Here is an 18,334-nt window from a genome sequence, read left to right as displayed (position 1 = left end):
AGGAGTCAGATAATTTCTGAAAACAAACTTTTTCGTGTGGTATCAAATACTTGTAGATCCCCCTAAATCCCCCTTAAAAAGGGGGACTTTGATTGATTTATTACCTATTTTTCAAGGTGATATTACCATTTTGAAAAAACCTTGATACTTATACTTAAAACTTCTCTTAGCCACCCTTTTTAAGAGGTTGTTTGAAAAGTATTAGATGAAACCAATAATCTTCAGCAACCTAACCCCCCTTCCCCCCTTCCCTACGAGGAAATGGGGGTTTCAAAGCCTCTCCCCGCGTCGGGGAGAGGTTTGGAGAGGGGTTTATTTATACATTCAAAACTTTTAAAACATCCTCTAAGGGGGGGTTGGGGGGATCTAAATAAAATTTGATATTTCTCAGACATTTTATTAAATATCCAAGTGAATTTCACAACCTAATCTTTTGGGGAGAGAAATTTTATAAACATCTCCTTGGTTCATTTCATCTGGTGTTTGCATTTGGCTTAAAGCAGTGACAACTTCATCAGAATTTGCCGTGAGGATAACCACTGGAAAATCACACGCTATGGGGAAATCATGCCATGTACCAAGATGCAATAATAGTCCGTGTCCAGCAGGAAACCGGAATGCTTTAACTAAATTTAAATCTGGTAAATTTTCGCCGTTTTCATGATTGGGTGGTGACAATACCATAATAAACGGTGATTGACCCAAAGCAATAAACATTTGTGTCATGTGCAGATGACGTTCTAGCCATATAATTGGCGGGTATCCGGGCATGATTTTGGCAGTTCTAAAAGTGGCATTTCCCCGATAAACAAAATCAATATTTTCACCTTCTAATACTCTTTCTTGATAAAAGGGAATTCCTAAACCGGGTTTGCTAACATCCTCACCTAATAAATGTCCATAGGGTTTGATGTTTTCTTTGTTGGCATCAATTACAGGGATTTTAATAGTTTCGGTTTGTGATATAGTCATATTTGGAATTTCTAATTGAGATATAGATTTCCGACTTCTTTGAGAAGTCGGGGATCTGGTTAATTAACTTTAATATGCTTCATCCAATTATAAATCCCTTCACCCGTTGTTAACCAGGTTTGAGGTTGATTTTTAATATATTGTAAGCATTTTTTTAAATATTTCATTCTCAGAGGTTGACCGACAATAAATGGATGTAAACCAATAGCCATCACTCGTCCTTGTGATTCGCCATCTTGCCATAATTGGTCGAATTGATCTTCTATCGCTTGGGCAAATTCTGCACCAGAAAAGCGGTTACTTAAGCACAAGCTAATATCATTTGCTTCTATAGTATAGGGTATGGCTAATAATTCACCATGAGGTAATTCATACCAGTATGGTTGGTCATCATTTACCCAATCTGCTGTATAAACAATCCCGGCTGAATGTAATAATTCAAATGTTGATTCTGTAATTGAAAATCCAGGTGTTAACCAGCCTTTTGGTAGTTTGCCAGTTGATTGTTTTAGTAAATTTAACGTTTGATTTATTATTTCATTTTCTTGATTTTTATCCATGCCACTATGACCTGTAGAATTATTAATGCCATGTGCCATCACTTCCCAGCCATAGTCATTGATGGCAGTGATAATTTCTGGATAAAGTGTACAAATTTCACCGTTAACTGCTGCGGTAACAGGTATTTCTAACTCAGCAAATAATTCAAATAATCGCCAAATACCCACACGATTACCATAATCTCGCCAACCATAGTTAGCAATTTCTGGATGGCTATTTAAATGGGGTTGAATTGCTGTTCCTAATTTGCCGAAAGTGAAATTTTCAACATTCATAACAACCCAAACTGCCACTCTGGCATGATTTGGTAATTTTAAAATGGGGCGTTTTGTAATCGGTTGAAAAGATGGAGGCAGCATTTTGTAAATGATAGATTTTTATAAATATCTGATCTTAGTCCAAATTTAGCCAGATATCTCTCATCTTATAGGCTGATTTTCCCAAATAAATCCGATCTAATTTACAGCAATTTTCATGTATTTGAAGCAAAAATATTAGACCTAACCCCCAACCCCTTCCCTACAAGGGAAGGGGAGAAAATCAAAGCCTCTCTCCTACAAGGAGAGAGGTTTTTAGGTATAACTAATAACTTTACAAACATCCTCTAATTCAGTTTTTACCAGTTCTGCGCTATCTTAATTCATGAAGATTAAAAAAGTGCATCTTTTATGAAAGGAAAACAAGTTTTACTCACTGGTGGTACTGGTGGACTGGGTTTAGGTGTCACACCGGCAGTTTTAGCCCAAGGTGCTGAGGTAACAATTCCTTATCGTAGTCTTAAAGATGTGGAACGCCTCAAAGGAATTTTATCACCAGCGGATATTGCCAGAATTCAATTTCTCCCGGCTAATTTGCAAGATGAAGCATCTGTAGAGCAACTCATCAGCCGGATGATCCGAGTAGATGTTTTAATTCATTTAGTCGGTGGTTTCTCAATGGGGAAAACTCACGAATACAGTTTTGATAGTTGGAAGCATGAGTTGGAATTAAATCTAAATACAACTTTTTTGACTTGTAAATATAGCCTGAAAAGAATGTTAGAAAATGGCTATGGGCGCATTGTTACTGTCAGTTCTCGTGCTGGTGTAGAACCTGCGGGGCAACTAGCGGCTTATTCTGCGGCTAAGGCTGGTGTGATAGCATTAACGAAGGCTATAGCCGATGAAACCAAAGGAACTAATATCACTGCAAATACTGTCCTTCCCAGCGTCATTGATACCCCTACCAACCGGCAAGCTATGGGTGCAGAAAACGCGGATAAGTGGGTAAAACCGGAATCTATTGCTGAGGTAATTTGCTTTTTGGCTTCGGAAGCTGCTAAAGATGTACGTGGTGCAGCTATTCCTGTTTATGGGAATGTTTGATAATTGAATTGTAGATTTTATTTGATTAATACCCATTCAGAAAAATAACTGGATGGGTGTTTTTTTATGGTTTAAGAAACTGTCTGAATCAGGATTTCCAGGATTTAAGGATTAACAGGATTAAAGTGGTTTAGTTTTGTTAAAAATTGCAACATATTTTTTAATTGTCAATCTAATTATCACAGATTTTAAACTAAAAGTAATTTCTCTTCATCTATTATTGCTGCAATTTTTGTTGTATAAAGATGTGTAAATAAGTTAGTATTATTTCTGAATACTGTGTATAATTAAAATTCAGCTAAAATTTAACTTAACATATCCATGAAATGAACCCAACTCCTCCGCCTCGCAAACGCTCTGATACTGCATATAATTCTGTTATCAAAATGCTACAACATGATCTTGAGCGAATTTTACCCAATCAAAATAATGATAAAAATTCTATAAAAACTACCATGCAAAAACCAATTCAAAAAATATTTTTCGGTTGTCCTGGTACTGGTAAAAGCCACAAAATTTCTAACGATATTGATGGCGGAATTGTTAAAACAGAGTTAAAGATTGATAAAAATATTCATCCTGAGAATCTGATTAAAACTGTTTTTCATCCAGAATACACCTATGGCGATTTTATGGGAAAATTAATGCCACAGACTAAATCTAATGGAGATGTTTATTATGAGTTTTATGAAGGTCATTTTTTAAAAGCATTAGCAGAAGCATACAAAAACATTATAGCTGCAAAGGAAGGAGAAATCCCTCAAAATGTTGCCTTAGTAATTGATGAAATTAATCGAGGTAATTCTTCAGCAATTTTTGGTACAGTTTTTCAACTTTTAGATCGTATTGAAAATGGTAATGATAAGGGTTGGTCAGCTTATGGAATTAATATTTCAGATTTAGAATTTAGAAAACTAGTAGAATTAATCGGATTTGAGCCAGATGAGAAATATTTTAAATATAAATATCCGGGCGAAAAATCATCAAAGCCAGAGTATTTAAAAATATATTCGGAAGATAAAGGAGATTTTTTACACCATTATAAAGCTATTTTTTCTAGAATTAAAATCGAAGTAAAAAATAACAAAGCAGTTGGTAGTTCAATTCGCATTCCTTACAATCTTTCCATATTTGGAACAATGAATACTTCTGATAATTCTATTTACTTTATGGATAACGCTTTTAAAAGACGTTGGGAATGGGAATATGTAGACTGGAATGAAGATAATGATGAAAAACTAAATGATGTCATTTTAGAAGGGTATGGAAATGGTGATTTAAAATGGAAAGATTTAGTTAAACAATTCAACGACTTTATTAAAGATAACCATAATTCTGTCAGAAGTGGAAGAATAGAAGATATGCAGATAGGTTATCGTTTTATAAACACAGGTAAAGTTACAGAAGATCAGATAAAAAATAAACTGATGTTTTTTATTTGGGATAGTGTTTTTAATCGAGATAAAAAGCCACTTCGGGTCTTGTTAGGTAAGAATGATAAGGAATTGGTAACTTTCGGAGACTTTATTAAATCCCATAAAGAATTTGTTGAGGAGCTTTTAAAGTATTAACCAAAATCATCTAATTGATAATCATCATAATTTCCTCCTTGTTCAATAATGTTGTTGATGTATTATGTGGGACTTTTCAAAACTCAATCTTAAAATAACTTCAGACTTTGTAGGTATTAAATCTGAACCTGAAGGATATGCTTTTTATTTACCAAAAGGTTTTGATGATTTTATTGCTAAATATCAAAATGAAACTAATTCTGAGGATATTAGTAAATTTAACAAAGTGCGTGATTTTTTCTTTTTAATGTATCGCACATTCAGAAAATTTGATCGGGACAATGAAAATAATTCCAGAGTTACCAGAAAAGATACTAAAAATAAAAAAAATCAAGATCAACCAACTTTGAGTACAGGAGGTATTAGTTTAGAATACCAAGAAGAGAGTGAGTGTATTTTATACAGTAAACTTTCTATGATTGAAAGAGTCTTAGAAGCTTATGATGATTTAGCTATTAATTCTATTGAAAAGAAAGTTAGACGTAGTGAAGAAATAGACTATTCTAAAATATATAAATATTTAGATAGAGCTATTTATTTAGATAATGGAGCTATTTATATTGATGTGATGGACTTACCACGTCCCATTATAACCTATGAAAGTACCGATATAGTTAATCTTTATTGTTTTATCCTGGATGAAATTATTGAACAATTACAGGAAGATGTACCTGATCATGTTTATGGGAGAAGTCAAGATATTAAATTTCTATCACAAAGATTTAGAGATAATTATTTAACCATTAATCACTCTCTTTTTGATCAAGATACCTTTGAGGAAACTATTACAATTTGTAAGGAAGCACTTGATAATATAGATAGGAATACACATTATAAAGATGCTGATTACTGGGGAATTTATGAAGCGATTGAAACTTTTTTATATGGAGGTTTAAACCCAGAATTAGATGATGGTGATTTTTGGGGTATACAGGGAGAACAAGGTTTTGATTATGTTTGGGAAGATATGTGTCAAACTTATTTCTTTAAGAAAAATTTTGACTCAGATAGGAATGATTTTCCTAATATCTTGTTTGCAGATACTGATATCACAATAGATGGGTATAAGAATCCTCAGAGCTATCACCGTTTGTATCATAGAAGTGAAGAAAATAGAGTTGGTGGGTTTCCGATTAAGTACATAGGTAATAAACGGTTATATGAAAAATATGATCCTAATCTTTTCCATCAAAATACTTATAGACCATTATATGGTAGCGAATTATTCTGTATAGAATGGGATTTAAATATTAGAATCTTTCTCGATTTACAATATCAAAGAAGTAAATTCGATAAGAGTAAATTATTACGTCGTTATCCAACGCCTGATTTAGTTTTACGAGAAATAGATAACGGTTCTGAATACTTCAAGATTATTGACTTCAAAAATATTTCTTTAAAAAGATATGAAGATTATAGACATAAATCTTTTGAAGAATTAGAAAAAACCGATTCAGGTCATAGTTATAAAGTAGCTTTAGAAAAACAACTTGGTTACGAATTAGCATTACAATTAGCTTTACAGCAAAAGTTTCCTAATATTCTGATACAAAACCAATTTTTTATTCCTTTTTATTTTACTGACAAAACGGAATATGATCAACATTCTTTGGGAAACATAGAATCTAGATTTAATATTAGAGGTATTAAAATATTTAAAGCAGATTTTGAGGTAATACAAAAGGTATATTTAGGAATTATTGAAGCATCAGATGTTTTATTACTCTCAGAAAATGATTCTCAGCAAATTCGTCATAGTCATCCTTTAGGAAAACCGAAAGAAATTGTTTTGCTAGAAAATCAAACCTTAAAAAGTGATTATGTTCCATTAATTTCTTTTCAAAATGATCAGCAAAAGAGAATTGCTACAGATTATATTATTGAACAGGTAAAAATATTTTTTGACACTATAGGGGAAAATATGCCCAATCTTGTAGAATCTTACTTTCCCTATTCGCAAAGTATTGTTGCTAAAGAATTTAATAAAGTAAATAAGGTAAAGATAGATTATTTTTATGATAATTTATTTTATGACTTAGGAGAAAAAAAAGAAGATAGAGATGAAAATGGCAAATTAAAAGTAAAACCTAAATGGTGTATCACTTTTCATATTAACTCTACTCCTATTAAAGTTCCTCAACTTAAAATACCTAACTCTTATCCTAACTCTGATTTATGTCGTCATTTTGGAACTATAGATATTGTGGGTACACCAATTCTTTACTATATTTATTTTACCCTGCCAGAAATATTAGATGTCATTCTCAAAAATTAATAGAAAACGTCTAATATAAAAATATGAGAAAGATTCAATTGGGTGCATTAAACGACTTATAAAATGAAGACAGACACGATATTTTACACATTACTGCAAAATCTACCCAGTGTTTTATTTGAACTGCTAGAACAGTCACCTACACTAGCTTTACACTACGAATTTTCCTCTGTGGAAATCAAAGAATTAGCACGTCGAATAGATGGCTTATTTTTACCCAAACCAGAGTACCCACAAGACCCGATTTATTTTGTAGAAGTACAATTTCAAAGCGATGATAATTTATACTGGCGATTAATTACAGAAGCATTTCTTTACTTAAACCAATATAAACCGCAAAGAACATGGCAAGCTGTAGTATTGTGGGCAAATCGGGATCTTGACCCTGGTATACCCTTAGCATATCAAACTTTACTAACTGCTGGACTAATTCATGTCGTTTACTTAGATGAAATAACTGATACATCATCTTCAATTGGTTTAGGAATTATTAAATTAGTAGTTTCCCCTGAAGATGAAGCTATCCAACAAGCAAAAACTTTGATCAATCTGGTAGAAAAAGCAGATGCGGCCAAGAGTCGTAATCTTTTAGAATTAGTAGAAAGAATGCTAGTTTACAAATTCTCATCCTATAGTCGTCAGGAGTTAGAAGCAATGTTTGGATTAACAGAATGGCAAAAAACCCGATTTTATCAAGAAGTAAAAGAAGAAACGAAGTTAGAAACGATTCCTAGACTGTTAAATGAGGGGCTAACTGTAGAACAAATCGCTCGTATACTTGAGTTAGATATCGAAGTCGTGCAACAAGCAATCACAAAGCAAAATAATAAATAGACATCTGATGAACAAATGTAGGGGCGATACACCTGGAAAAGCGATCGCCCCCCCAATTAGCGACCATATCAGCGATTTATGGCAACCAATTTTGATCTAATAATTGTTCAATAGTATAAGGACACTCTTCAGGAAAATCAGCATTCATTCCTGTTTTCTTCCTGACATATCTTAACGCCTTCTCATAAATTTTGGCTTGATTTTCTTGTAAATGATTTCTGAGATTTTGACTTAAATAATCATTAAGTTGGCATCTAAAACTCATAATTTCCGCTTGCCAATGATTGGCATTATAATCATATTGAAATTGCCAATATTGCAAAAGTAATAAATGTCTAATAATCTGTTCTAAAAAACTTTCAACCGTTAACTTGTCTCGACGACTCACAGCTTCTAATTCCTCAATTAAATGCTCTAAGTCGATATCTTCTAGACGTTTTTCTTTGAGAAGTTGCAGCGTTTCTAATAGCCATTTTTCATTATCAATATCATACAAAGAATATAGATCACTTGTTTGAGTCATTGCTGTACTCTACTGGTTATAAAGCTAATAACTAATCTATCTATATTCTTATTTTGCCATATCATTGGCAAACCAATAAACTTTAAAAACCTAACCCCCAACCCCTTCCCTACAAGGGAAGGGGAGCAAATTACTTCTTTCCCCTCTCCTTGTAGGAGAGGGTTAGGGAGAGGTATTATTCCTTAACGCTTAACCGGCGTACCGCAGGGATAAGTCGCTACTTCCTCCGCACCTTCCTTAACTACTGGGTTATCCTTCGCTGCTAAATAATCTTTTTGCAAAGTATCTAACAATGCTTCCCGTCGATCATACAACCGCTTCAAAGTACGAGGTTGACATTGATTCAAAACATAAGCCGTTACCAAAGGTAAAGCAATTGTACTATCGGTATAACAAACAATCGCGCTGGGTAACTCATCTGGGTCAATTTTACCCCAACTCACCGCTTCCGCTGGAGTCGCGCCCGATAAACCGCCTGTATCTGGACGCGCATCGGTAAACTGGACAAAGAAATCATGTCCCCGTTCTTCCAATCCTAAAACCTCGTGAAGTTGCGGTTGTGTTTGTAATAAAAAGTTTTTAGGACTGCCACCACCAAGAATTACAGCCGCACTTTTACCGTCTGTTTCCCGTGCTGCGTAAGCAATAGCCGCAGTTTCATTCACGTCAATAGCAGGATCTAATATCAACTTTGAACCTTCCAACGCCAAAGCCGCCACATTCATACCGATGGAACTATCACCAGGGGAAGAAGTATAAATGGGTACGCCACATTCATAAGCTGTTGCTAATAAACAGGAATGCTGTACACCCAATTGCTTTTCTACTTCCCGCACATACTTACCCAATAAATAATGAAACTCAGCCGTTCCCATCCGCTTTTGAAAAGGTTCAGCTTGGAGAACTTTACGGATAAAAGCGTCAGTTTCTAACAGAACATCATAGCCAAAAATAATGTCATAAATACGGATTGTTCCTTCTTCCCGTAATTTGACATCATCTAAAAATGGACTACCTGCAAACAATTCAAAACCTAAACCGTAGTGCATATCATGGTAAAGATTTGCACCAGTGCTAATCATCCAGTCAATGCAACCATGACGAATTAAAGGCGCGAGGGCGGAAACTCCAAAACCCGCTGGTGTCAAAGCACCGGAAAGGCTAACCCCGACGGTTACACCTGGTTGAAATATATCCTGACTCAGCAGTTGACAGGCTTCCCTCAACCGGGCTGAGTTGTAAGCGGTAAAATAGTTATTAATCAAATCAACCACACCAATATCGGCTGACATGGGTATGGGTGCAATTTTCTTACCTTGCAGTTTTGACATTTTTGCTCACTCTCAAATGGTAAATACCCCGCATTTAATGTTATCTAGCTTTTCAGCAAATCTTTCAAGAGTTGTTGATACATAAGATAAGCATCTTGGCTAAAACACACAAAAAGTACCTGTTTGGGTGAATTATGGCTTTGTAAAAACTTATTAACTTGAGTGACTGCAATTTTAGTAGCACGTTCTATAGGAAAACCATAAACACCTGTACTAATTGCTGGAAAAGCAATAGTTTTAATGTTATGTTCTTCAGCTAAGGCTAAACTATGAAGATAGCAACTCGCTAATAGATTATCTTCGCCTTGGTTTCCACCTTTCCATACTGGACCAACTGTGTGAATTACCCATTTTGCTGGTAGTTTATAACCTTTGGTAATTTTTGCTTCACCTGTAGCGCAACCATTTAACTGGCGACATTCTTGCAGTAGTTCTGATCCTGCTGCACGATGAATTGCACCATCAACACCTCCACCACCCAATAAGGAATTATTGGCAGCATTGACAATCGCTTCTACTTGTAATTTAGTAATATCGCCTTGAATAGGGATCAATCTTTCTGGCATAATTTCTGTATTGGATATATCTATTTTTACGGAAATTAATTCTGTGTGAATTGCTTGGAGGCGATTTAAAATAGCTAGGAAATGTCCATTCTCAATCATTGCTGCTAGGTGTCCGCTACAAAAGCGGTCTTGGCGAACATGAAATGTCAATAATTTCTGTAATGTAGATAAGTCAGCAGTAGCCAAGAATTCTGGATGTTTAATTAATCGGTTGCCTTCATTCTGCCAATCTGTCCAGTTAAAAGGAATAACAAAATTTTCTTGATCAAGTGCTGTGATAAATCGGTTGAATTCTCTAGAATAGCAATATGGTTCTAAAGTCAATGGTTCTGTTTGTATGTTATACAGTTTTACTTGGTTGTTGAAAAATAAACTTTTGAATGCTAAGACGTTTTCCAAATTGGCAAGTGTAATATTGCTAGATGTAGACAATGCTCAAACCCAGTGAATTTGATTAACGAACTAAACCAAGTATACTTTATTATTGATTGCCGTAATTATAACAGTTATAGCCCAGAAGTTTAATGAAAAACGACACACCAGAAGAATTAAAATCTGATCAAGAACTTTCGCGGTTGATCGATGAGGTAATGTCATCGTCATCATCTCTGAATGATGAACAGTATCGCCAAAAAATGCAGCGGCGTAAAGAGATACAAGATCAACGTATAGCTAAAGCAAAACCAGAAAAGGGTTTAATTATTGTCAATACTGGTCATGGTAAGGGTAAAACTACTGCGGCTTTGGGAATGGTGATGCGATCGCTCGGTCATGGATATAAAGTAGCGATCGTGCAATTTATTAAAGGCGCTTGGGAACCTTCAGAAAAGCGGGTTTTCAGTCATTGGCCAGACCAGCTAGAATTTCACGCCATGGGTGAAGGTTTCACCTGGGAAACACAAGATCGCGATCGCGATTTAGATAAAGCTAGTGCTGCGTGGGATAAATCATTAGAATTCATCCGCAACCCCGATTTTAAACTGGTACTATTAGATGAAATTAATATTGCGCTCAAACTCGGTTACTTAGAAGTTGAGCAAGTATTAGCAGGTTTAGCCCAAAAACCACCAGATAAACACGTAATTCTCACAGGTAGAGGCGCACCACCGGCTTTAATTGAAAAGGCGGATTTAGTCACAGAAATGACTCTAGTTAAGCATCCTTTCAAAGATCAAGGCATTAAAGCCCAAGCGGGAATTGAGTATTAAACTTATTAAACTACTGATTAGCACTGCTTAAATCTTGACGACAGACCTGTAAAATTTGTCTATCATTAGCACTGACAGAATTTAACTGATGATAGTTTTGCAGTGCTATTGAATGCGCGTAAGTGTTAGCATTTTCATCAGTCAATCTGGGTATTCTGCTGGTAGTTGATACTTGAATTACACCAACTTCACCCGGAGAACTACTTACTGTCATTGCCAATTCCCCTGACTTAGCGATTGTACCCTGAAAACAGCTAAACTCAGAACTGGGCATATACAAAGCACCCATCACCTTACCTTGCTGTTTCTGAAACACAATATAACCCTGTCCTAACTGGTTTGGTGTTGAGGACTGACCATAAAGATAAATTCCATCTTTTTCAGGAAAATTTACAGGTGTTCTTCCTTGTAGTTGTCTTGTCGTTGTGGATATTGTGCTAATATTGCTTGTCAAAGCTTCGGATGGTAAATCGTGAGAATCAAGAGTATTAGGCTGAAGTTGACCTCTTTGATCTCTAATATCTCTCAATTTTGACAAAAGAGCGTTTTCATTGCTACTCTGAATCTGATTTGTATAACCTGGTAAATCTGCTGCTATCACTGTAGATTTAAGGTTTATTTTCGTCCGTTCCCCAATTACACCTAAAGCTAACATCCCAAAAGCAACAACTAGTCCAACAGCGGTAAATTTGAACTTATCTTGGGGAATGAACTTAGAATTTTTGTGCAGCACCCGACTTCTCCTCTAATAAAATCAACTACTCGTCTCAAACTTCCTAGCATCATAACTAAACATTGATACTTCGGCATTCCATCAAAGGTTTTATATATATTATCTGGAATTAAAAACCCTCAAAAAATGAAGTTTTTATAGATTTTGGATGGTAATCCAAAAATATCATTGTTGAGAAATTTCCTGCTTTACCTAAAGTCTTCACCCTTCTGGAGGATGACAAATCTATTTTTCCAAATTTAGATTTAATATCTGAGCTATTTTGAGTCTGACATTTTACTTGTACATTTCTCAAGGGGTGAGAACAGGTAAATTGTTGATTATGATCACTTGATTTGCTCTCAAATTGTGATATGCACCGTTGATTTAAACCTTGGTGATATCAGTGTGATGATTAACTACAACAGCAAGTCTGGGGATTTCGGAAAAGAAGAGGGAAATTTATTGGGTAAGTGAAATGCTAATCTCTGAGATGTAGTTAATTTTGACCGCACTCAGTAAAAAGCCTGAATCAGTTATGCAACTCACTAACAGCGAAATCCAAGCTATGCGGGAATTAATGCCCGATTATACCCCCGGACTGGAAGCAATGGAGCATTTAGAAAAGCACAATGGCGATATGGAAAAGGCTTTTCAAGATTTATGGCAAGAAAAAAATGGTCAAGTCATCATGGGGGAAGGTAAGTCTCTGTGGGACATCACCCTGAAGAACTTGCGAAATGAACTTTGCGGCGATGACGGGTTTCGTGGTCAAATCAAGGAATATACGAAAAATCCGGGTAGTTCACCTTTACTCACAGGTGCGATAGTTTCTTTAGTGGGTTTAGCCTCAGCTAACGGCTTACCTCTAGATCCGGCCATTGCTACTGTTATAGTTTTGTATATCCTCAAAATAGGGGTAAATATATTTTGCGATTACACCGAACCCCCGACTGCTAGTGGTGGAACTTTACCCCCAGCACCATAATTGATTATATACGGGCGGGTTTTCCCGTCCTCTGCTGATTGTGTCAATTAATTCTTGGAGGTATAGCAAATGATAATGCAGCGGCCACAAACTAACCCAACTCCTCAAATTTTACCTTTAGAAAATGGCGATCGCTTATCACGTCATGAATTTGAACGTCGTTATGCAGAAAGTCCCGATATTAAAAAAGCTGAATTAATCGAAGGAGTAGTTTACGTGGCCTCACCTTTACGCTTTCAACGTCATGCAGAACCACACAGCAATTTAATCGGTTGGTTGTGGAATTATCGTATTCATACCCCCGGAATTAAACTAGGAATTGAACCCACTATTAGATTAGATCAAGATAATGAACCTCAACCCGATGGAGTTTTATTAATTGATGAAAGTTTGGGTGGAAAATCTCGAATTACCGATGATGATTATATTGAAGGCGCACCGGAATTAGTCGCGGAAATTGCTGCCAGCAGTGCAGCTTATGATTTATATGATAAGAAAAAAGCCTATAAACGGAACGGCATTCAAGAATATATTGTTTGGCAGAGTTTAGAAAATAAATTAGATTGGTTTCAGTTACATGAGAGTGAATATATATTACTGCAACCTGATGTAGAGGGAATTATTAAAAGTCAAGTTATGCCGGGATTATGGTTATCTGTAACTGCATTATTAGCAGGAGATATGGTTAAAGTTTTAGAAGTATTGCAAACAGGATTAAATTCACCAGAACACACGGAATTTTTACAGCGTTTATCAGGTTGATGATATAATTTAAGATTGAGAAGAAGATTGAGAAATTTCCACCTTGATATTCTTGGTAGTCAGATTTATCCTACTAGATAACTGTAAAACCTCAATACCTACAACCTGATTCTCTTTATTAAAATCAAGTACAATTCCTGGATAAACTTCTTCAGATTCAATAATTTTGGATTAATCAAGACGTAAATATAAAGCATCCTCTTCTTCATCAATATGTACTTTCATAATTTATTCCTTTGGGTGCGATCAAAATAAACAGTGATAATTCGCCAAGGTTCTTTATTTAATTTATTACTACAACAAGCATATCAGGTAGGGGTTTAGCATTGCTAAACCCTTACATTTCACTCTGGTAATCTCTCTAAAATCTCTCTCGCAATATTCCCCCAATATTCTTCTTTATATTCAACATATATCTCTAACGCTTTTTGTAAATTCACCCTTGCTTCCGCATAATTTTCCTGTGCGTCTGCCAGTGTACCTAAACAGTGGTAGGTACTAGCTTGAGAATATCTATCGCCAAATTCGATTTTGATAGCTAAAGCTTGCTGATAAAAGTCCTGTGCTTGTGCATATTCCCGCAATTCTTGGGCTACATATCCCAAATTGTGGAAGGTTCTAGCTTGAGAAAAGTGTAGGCTTGGCACGCCGTAGGCATCGCCATATTCGATAAAAATAGCCAAAGCTTGTTGATAAAAGTCCCGTGCTTGGGCATATTCCCGCATTTCTTGGGCGACATATCCCAAATTGTGGTAAATTAAGCCTTGAGAATAGTAATCGCCAAATTCGATATAGATAGCTAAAGCTAGTTGATAAAAGTCCTGTGCTTGGGCATATTCCCGCATTTCTTGGGCGACATATCCCAAATTGTGGTAAATTAAGCCTTGAGAATAGTAATCGCCAAATTCGATATAGATAGCTAAAGCTAGTTGATAAAAGTCCTGTGCTTGTGCATATTCCCGCATTTCTTGGGCTAATCCTCCCAAATTGTGGTAGGTACTAGCTTGAGAAAAGCGATCGCCAAATTCGATTTTGATAGCTAAAGCTTGCTGATAAAAATCCCGTGCTTGGGCATATTCCCGCATTTCTTGGGCTAATGTTCCCAACTGGTGGTAGGTATTAGCTTGAGAATATCTATCCCCAAATTCGATATAGATAGCTAAAGCTAGTTGATAAAAGTCCCGTGCTTGTGCATATTCTCGCATTTCTTGGGCGACATATCCCAAATTGTGGTAGGTATTAGCTTGAGAATAGCGATCACCAAATTTGATTTTGATAGCTAAAGCTAGTTGATAAAAGTCCCGTGCTTGTGCATATTCTCGCATTTCTTCGGCTACTCTTCCCAACTGGTGGTAGGTACTAGCTTGAGAATATCTATCCCCAAATTCGATTTTGATAGCTAAAGCTAGTTGATAAAAGTCCCGTGCTTGTGCATATTCCCGCATTTCTTGGGCTACCATTCCCAAATGGTGGTAGGTTCTAGCTTGAGAATAGCGATCGCCAAATTCGATTTTGATGGATAAAGCTAGTTCATAATAGTCCCGTGCTTGTGCATATTCCCGCATTTCTTGGGCTACTCTTCCCAACTGGTGGTAGGTACTAGCTTTCCAGAGTTGTTTTTGTCTTTCTTCTCCACTCTCTAGGGCATCATAAATTTGTAATGTTTTTTCATAAGATTTTTGAGATTTCTTGTACTGTTGGGCTGTACGTTGGCAATTACCAAGTCTGTCAATTGCAAATGCTATTTGATAACCCAACTCACTTTTGATAAATGCAGTTGAATAATTATCCAACCGCTGACAAACTATTGCTGCTAATTTTAGGTTGCTAGGATTATCACTAATCAACTCAAAATACTCGTATAAACAGAAATAAATACTAATATTTTCTTGTCTCTCTAAACAAATTTGCAATCCATTATATAAATTCTCATACTCCAGCTTACAGAAAAATATCCCTAATTGTCGCTCTTGAGCATCTTTAGATTTCATTAACTGATAGTAAGAATCTGCCAATTCTAAATAATGGTTTTTAAATCCTTCTTGCAATGCTTCACGAGTTGCAGTATCAACCGTTGCTAATTTAGTCTTCAAAAAGTAGGGAAATACAGGCTGAATTGTTAACAAGGGTGAATCTTTATCCATCGGCGATAATAAACCCCAGCTAATTGCCTCTTGAATAGCATCATCAAATTTATCAAATTGATAATCTTGAAATGGTTCTAGTTTCTGCAACTCATTGATATAATTAGGAATACCTGTACGATGAATAAACCCACTAAAAGGAGCTAAACAAATCAGTAATTTTTGCGCTTCTGGTGATAGATTACTGTGAGAATATTCCACACATTTTAAAATACTCTTAGTTTTATCCTCACTAGCAACATCTAAATTTATATCCGCTGCTTGCAAACCCTGTAAAATTTCCTGTGGTGTTTGTTTTTGCAAATTTGCTAACACAACTTCCATCGCTAAGGGATAACCAGCTAACAATTTCATTAACTTCCGAAAATCCCCATCTTGGCGAATTTTCTCAATTTTGTGTGGAGGTAAATTTATTTCTAAAATCTTCTCTGCTAATTCCGTCCGCGCTTCTTGATCTAATCCTTGCAATTCATAAACATTGAATTTAAAAGTTTGCTGCTGTAACCATTCTTCCCGACTGCGAGAACCCAACACCACCAAAGCTTGACCACCAACCAACCGCCCAATAAAATCGCGGATTTGATTCCGTTCTGTTTCTGGCAATGTATTTTGTATCGCTAATTGTTGTCCTGTCACTGATTCTAAATTATCGAAAATCACAGCGTAATTTTCAGCCCGCAATTTGGCGACTAATTTTTCTATTTGCGCCCTTTGGATCATTACTTGAGACCTGGCAAATTCATACTTTTCATATATCTGTTGCCCAATAAAAAATAAAATTTGTTCGAGTGTCCAGGCTTTTTCATCGTAGCCAAAATAAAAGGCATTTTTAACAAAATTAGTTTTCTGCCACCATTCCCGCAGATAATTTAACAGAGTTGTTTTTCCCGTTCCTCCCATACCCTGTAACAATAAAACATTGTGTTTTAACAACGCTTTCTCAATTTTGAGAATTTCCAAATCTCGCCCGAAAAAGCCATAAGTCGGCAAAGAAAAGCGATATTGACTACCAACAGTTTCAAAATATTTCTCTTCTTCTTCTGATGTAAACGCACGTAAATTAAAATTCACCGACTGGTTATAATAAACCACAGGTAACAACCAATCTTCTAACTTAATCAACTTATTAAAATAGGCTTTTCGTTCCTTATTATTAAACAATTCTCGCCGACTTAATCTAATAGCTTCCGTGATAGGTTTATCAGCAAACAAATGTTTATATAAATGTTCCATCATCAACTTAGCCGCAGTCACGGTGACAGAATAACCCATTGCTACCACCATCTGCATTCCCGCACTCATCAACCGACTTCCTAAACTGGTTTCTCTGACCTCTCCCCCAACCCCTCCCCGTGTCGAGGAGGGGAGTTCATCTTCTCCCGCTAGTGCAGAATTATTTCCAGTTCCCTCTCCTTCTAGGAGAGGGTTAGGGAGAGGTGTTTTCACCTGTTTACCCGACTGACAAGCATTGAGAATACACACAGGAATACCCTTACCAGTCAGCAAAGCGGCTAATTCCGACGCTTCGACCAAATCAACTTTTCCCTGACTCTCCCCTTCAAATGCCAAAAACGCCTTTACACCGTCAAAAGGTTGCAAGTCATCCCGTCCATAGCGTCCTTTGAATAAATAACGATTGACTGCACTGGGTTGTTGCACCTGTTCATGGGTCAATAACGCCCCGTGCATATCCAAATGGATGATGTGATAAAAATTCGCCTTATCTTCTAAATGCTGGGATAATGCCTGATATGTTCCCGGACGCAGTAATTCTACTTTTACCCGTAATTGACCATTTTCGATCAATTCCAACATCGGACGGGAAATTGTCCGATAGCCCACATCCTTTTCTTCATCAGGACGCGCTACCACTACCAGCAAATTAATAACTGGAGAAGTTGGCAAATTTACAGAACCGAGAGCAGAGTTAACGCTTTTCCGCAGCATTACACAATCTACGGCTAAAGGTCGGGGAAAATCTGGATCTTGCAATGCTTCCCAATGCAGTCCTTGAAATTCCGGCGTTTTACTAACTATTTCTATTTGTACTTGACTGAGATTATTCTTTAGTTGTTGATATTTGCTGTAAGCTTTCCTATCCTGAAAAACTTGGTCAAACAGCTTTTCACCGTAGGTTTTAACGCTATTTTTTGCTCTTTCGGCTTTGACTGTATCAACAATGGGATAAACCAGCCACTCTTCAAAATACCATTCTAGTTCCTGTTCTTCCTGGGGAGTGAAGGGGTCACTAATAATAATGTCATATTCACCATCACCAAAACTGATACTAGCTGCAAACCCTGTTGCTGTTTGCTGTTGTTCCCGAATGGTAATCACTGGCACAAAAATGACACTCCCCAGTTAAGCATAATATATACCGTTATATCGTGTCCGTTTGTTCGCGTCACCTGTCACCTGCCTTCTGCCTTCTGCCTCCTAAAAAAAATTGCCCCCTAAATATAGGAGGCGTACCGCTAAAAGTGATATGTATTTATGACTGACAAGCGGGTGCTTGCCTATACT

The 18,334-nt window shown here is 36.3% G+C and carries 15 protein-coding genes; 7 read left to right on the top strand and 8 right to left on the bottom strand.

Annotated elements, in window-relative coordinates; all coding sequences use genetic code 11:
- Window positions 1-399: 399 nt before the first annotated feature.
- Window positions 400-972 carry an ureidoglycolate lyase gene (locus H6G06_RS14245; RefSeq protein WP_190561169.1) on the bottom strand — a complete coding sequence of 191 codons (573 nt, stop codon included), beginning with the start codon at window positions 970-972 and terminating at the stop codon, window positions 400-402.
- 59 nt (window positions 973-1,031) lie between these two features.
- Complete coding sequence (locus tag H6G06_RS14240) at window positions 1,032-1,892, bottom strand: polysaccharide deacetylase family protein (protein WP_190561167.1); 861 nt, start codon at window positions 1,890-1,892, stop codon at window positions 1,032-1,034.
- Between the two features lie 309 nt (window positions 1,893-2,201).
- On the opposite strand from H6G06_RS14240, the gene fabG reads away from it, so the two are divergent.
- The 4 genes from fabG (at window position 2,202) to H6G06_RS14220 (ending at window position 7,577) form a co-directional block, all read left to right on the top strand.
- The gene (gene fabG, locus H6G06_RS14235) at window positions 2,202-2,897 is read left to right on the top strand and encodes a 3-oxoacyl-ACP reductase FabG (protein WP_190561165.1); all 696 of its coding nucleotides are present in this window, start codon (window positions 2,202-2,204) and stop codon (window positions 2,895-2,897) included.
- 326 nt (window positions 2,898-3,223) lie between these two features.
- On the top strand, window positions 3,224-4,468 hold the full coding sequence (locus H6G06_RS14230) for a restriction endonuclease (RefSeq protein ID WP_242039701.1): 1,245 nt from the start codon (window positions 3,224-3,226) through the stop codon (window positions 4,466-4,468).
- Between the two features lie 64 nt (window positions 4,469-4,532).
- Window positions 4,533-6,743 (top strand): hypothetical protein, encoded by a 2,211-nt coding sequence (locus tag H6G06_RS14225; RefSeq protein ID WP_190561163.1) that lies wholly within the window; start codon window positions 4,533-4,535, stop codon window positions 6,741-6,743.
- 63 nt (window positions 6,744-6,806) lie between these two features.
- Window positions 6,807-7,577, top strand: coding sequence for an Rpn family recombination-promoting nuclease/putative transposase (locus H6G06_RS14220; protein WP_190561161.1), 771 nt, complete (start codon window positions 6,807-6,809; stop codon window positions 7,575-7,577).
- Window positions 7,578-7,653: 76 nt separating this feature from the next.
- Here the strand turns inward: H6G06_RS14220 and H6G06_RS14215 are convergent, their stop codons facing one another.
- The 3 genes from H6G06_RS14215 to H6G06_RS27425 all read right to left on the bottom strand — a co-directional run bounded on the left by H6G06_RS14215 (window position 7,654) and on the right by H6G06_RS27425 (window position 10,429).
- Window positions 7,654-8,100, bottom strand: a complete 447-nt coding sequence (locus H6G06_RS14215) for a DUF29 domain-containing protein (protein ID WP_190561159.1) — start codon at window positions 8,098-8,100, stop codon at window positions 7,654-7,656.
- A 182-nt stretch (window positions 8,101-8,282) separates the two neighbouring features.
- Complete coding sequence (locus H6G06_RS14210) at window positions 8,283-9,431, bottom strand: homospermidine biosynthesis protein (RefSeq protein WP_190561157.1); 1,149 nt, start codon at window positions 9,429-9,431, stop codon at window positions 8,283-8,285.
- A gap of 44 nt (window positions 9,432-9,475) precedes the next feature.
- Complete coding sequence (locus H6G06_RS27425; protein ID WP_242039700.1) at window positions 9,476-10,429, bottom strand: O-acetyl-ADP-ribose deacetylase; 954 nt, start codon at window positions 10,427-10,429, stop codon at window positions 9,476-9,478.
- A 92-nt stretch (window positions 10,430-10,521) separates the two neighbouring features.
- Here H6G06_RS27425 and cobO point away from each other — a divergent pair, with 92 nt between their 5' ends.
- Window positions 10,522-11,205 (top strand): cob(I)yrinic acid a,c-diamide adenosyltransferase, encoded by a 684-nt coding sequence (gene cobO / locus H6G06_RS14200; protein ID WP_190561155.1) that lies wholly within the window; start codon window positions 10,522-10,524, stop codon window positions 11,203-11,205.
- Window positions 11,206-11,215: 10 nt separating this feature from the next.
- Here the strand turns inward: cobO and H6G06_RS14195 are convergent, their stop codons facing one another.
- Entirely contained in the window at window positions 11,216-11,938 is a 723-nt protein-coding gene (locus H6G06_RS14195) for a hypothetical protein (protein ID WP_190561153.1), read from the bottom strand.
- 517 nt (window positions 11,939-12,455) lie between these two features.
- Here H6G06_RS14195 and H6G06_RS14190 point away from each other — a divergent pair.
- Window positions 12,456-12,905, top strand: coding sequence for a hypothetical protein (locus H6G06_RS14190; RefSeq protein ID WP_190561151.1), 450 nt, complete (start codon window positions 12,456-12,458; stop codon window positions 12,903-12,905).
- A 69-nt stretch (window positions 12,906-12,974) separates the two neighbouring features.
- Entirely contained in the window at window positions 12,975-13,667 is a 693-nt protein-coding gene (locus H6G06_RS14185) for a Uma2 family endonuclease (protein ID WP_190561149.1), read from the top strand.
- 9 nt (window positions 13,668-13,676) lie between these two features.
- Here the strand turns inward: H6G06_RS14185 and H6G06_RS28125 are convergent, their stop codons facing one another.
- Together H6G06_RS28125 and H6G06_RS14175 are read right to left on the bottom strand one after the other, a co-directional pair.
- On the bottom strand, window positions 13,677-13,829 hold the full coding sequence (locus H6G06_RS28125; protein ID WP_422387051.1) for a DUF2283 domain-containing protein: 153 nt from the start codon (window positions 13,827-13,829) through the stop codon (window positions 13,677-13,679).
- 182 nt (window positions 13,830-14,011) lie between these two features.
- Window positions 14,012-18,154 (bottom strand): tetratricopeptide repeat protein, encoded by a 4,143-nt coding sequence (locus H6G06_RS14175; RefSeq protein ID WP_190561147.1) that lies wholly within the window; start codon window positions 18,152-18,154, stop codon window positions 14,012-14,014.
- Between the last annotated feature and the right edge of the window lie 180 nt (window positions 18,155-18,334).

Origin of the sequence: Anabaena sphaerica FACHB-251, assembly GCF_014696825.1 — a bacterium.
Lineage (GTDB): Bacteria > Cyanobacteriota > Cyanobacteriia > Cyanobacteriales > Nostocaceae > RDYJ01.
Note: the sequence above shows the minus strand (reverse complement) of the source record. Positions and strands in the feature narration are given on the sequence as shown.

Bases quoted from the DNA above. Each gene is read 5' to 3' on its own strand.
- H6G06_RS14215 (WP_190561159.1), bottom strand. From the start codon at position 8,100: ATGACTCAAACAAGTGATCTATATTCTTTGTATGATATTGATAATGAA.
- H6G06_RS14245 (WP_190561169.1), bottom strand. From the start codon at position 972: ATGACTATATCACAAACCGAAACTATTAAAATCCCTGTAATTGATGCC.
- H6G06_RS14190 (WP_190561151.1), top strand. From the start codon at position 12,456: ATGCAACTCACTAACAGCGAAATCCAAGCTATGCGGGAATTAATGCCC.
- fabG (WP_190561165.1), top strand. From the start codon at position 2,202: ATGAAAGGAAAACAAGTTTTACTCACTGGTGGTACTGGTGGACTGGGT.
- H6G06_RS14185 (WP_190561149.1), top strand. From the start codon at position 12,975: ATGATAATGCAGCGGCCACAAACTAACCCAACTCCTCAAATTTTACCT.
- H6G06_RS14240 (WP_190561167.1), bottom strand. From the start codon at position 1,892: ATGCTGCCTCCATCTTTTCAACCGATTACAAAACGCCCCATTTTAAAA.
- H6G06_RS14230 (WP_242039701.1), top strand. From the start codon at position 3,224: ATGAACCCAACTCCTCCGCCTCGCAAACGCTCTGATACTGCATATAAT.
- H6G06_RS14220 (WP_190561161.1), top strand. From the start codon at position 6,807: ATGAAGACAGACACGATATTTTACACATTACTGCAAAATCTACCCAGT.
- H6G06_RS14225 (WP_190561163.1), top strand. From the start codon at position 4,533: ATGTGGGACTTTTCAAAACTCAATCTTAAAATAACTTCAGACTTTGTA.
- cobO (WP_190561155.1), top strand. From the start codon at position 10,522: ATGAAAAACGACACACCAGAAGAATTAAAATCTGATCAAGAACTTTCG.
- H6G06_RS14210 (WP_190561157.1), bottom strand. From the start codon at position 9,431: ATGTCAAAACTGCAAGGTAAGAAAATTGCACCCATACCCATGTCAGCC.